Genomic DNA, 716 nt, shown 5'->3' on the forward strand with positions numbered 1-716 from the left:
TGAGGGATCTCTGGGTGGCCGGGCCCAAAAGCGCGCGTTGCCCCCTTGCGGTGGACAAACAGGCGGCGTTTTTTCCCCTCTATGATATGTGTCTCCTCCTTGCAGGTGTTGTGGGAGACATCGTAGATGAGGTCGAGTTCAGCCTTGGGAAAAAGCTCGGCGAATACCTGGCGCACCCAGTGGGTGATGATCTGGCGGTTAGCCAAGGCGCAGTTGACGGCTGCCCGCATTGCTCCCAGGTAGCTTTGCCCCACTTTGGACTGCAAAGGCGCACATGCCAGCTCGCGATCAGGCAGCTCTATGCCGTGTTCTTTAGCTGCCTGTTGCATCTTCTTCAAATATTCAGTGCCAATCTGGTGACCCAGGCCCCGCGAGCCGCAGTGAATAGTAATGACAACTTCCCCCTGCCTGAGACCAAAACTCTCGGCAGCCTTGGGATCGTAGATCTCGTCGACAACCTGGACTTCGAGGTAGTGGTTACCTGAGCCTAGGGTTCCCATCTCGCGCCGCTGGCGTTCACGGGCGTAGGCGGAGACTTCGCCTGGCTTTGCTCCACGCATGCGGCCATGTTCTTCGATGTGCTCTAGATCTGCTTTCTTGCCGTAGCCTTGAGCAACAGCCCATTCTGCTCCGCCTTCCAGCATGGCTTCCATCTCTTTGTCGCTCAAGGAAAGCTTGCTGCGGCTGCCGAGCCCTACCGGTACGCTGGCATACAA

1 protein-coding gene is annotated in these 716 nt (G+C 57.7%); it reads right to left on the reverse strand.

Translation table 11 applies throughout. From position 1 onward, the window contains the following. On the reverse strand, positions 1–668 hold a 668-nt coding region (locus NW858_RS09595; protein WP_414520384.1), incomplete at its 3' end, for an RtcB family protein. Between the last annotated feature and the right edge of the window lie 48 nt (positions 669–716).

Origin of the sequence: Synechococcus sp. H55.10, from assembly GCF_047502715.1 — a bacterium.
In the GTDB taxonomy this organism is placed as follows: Bacteria; Cyanobacteriota; Cyanobacteriia; order Thermostichales; family Thermostichaceae; genus Thermostichus.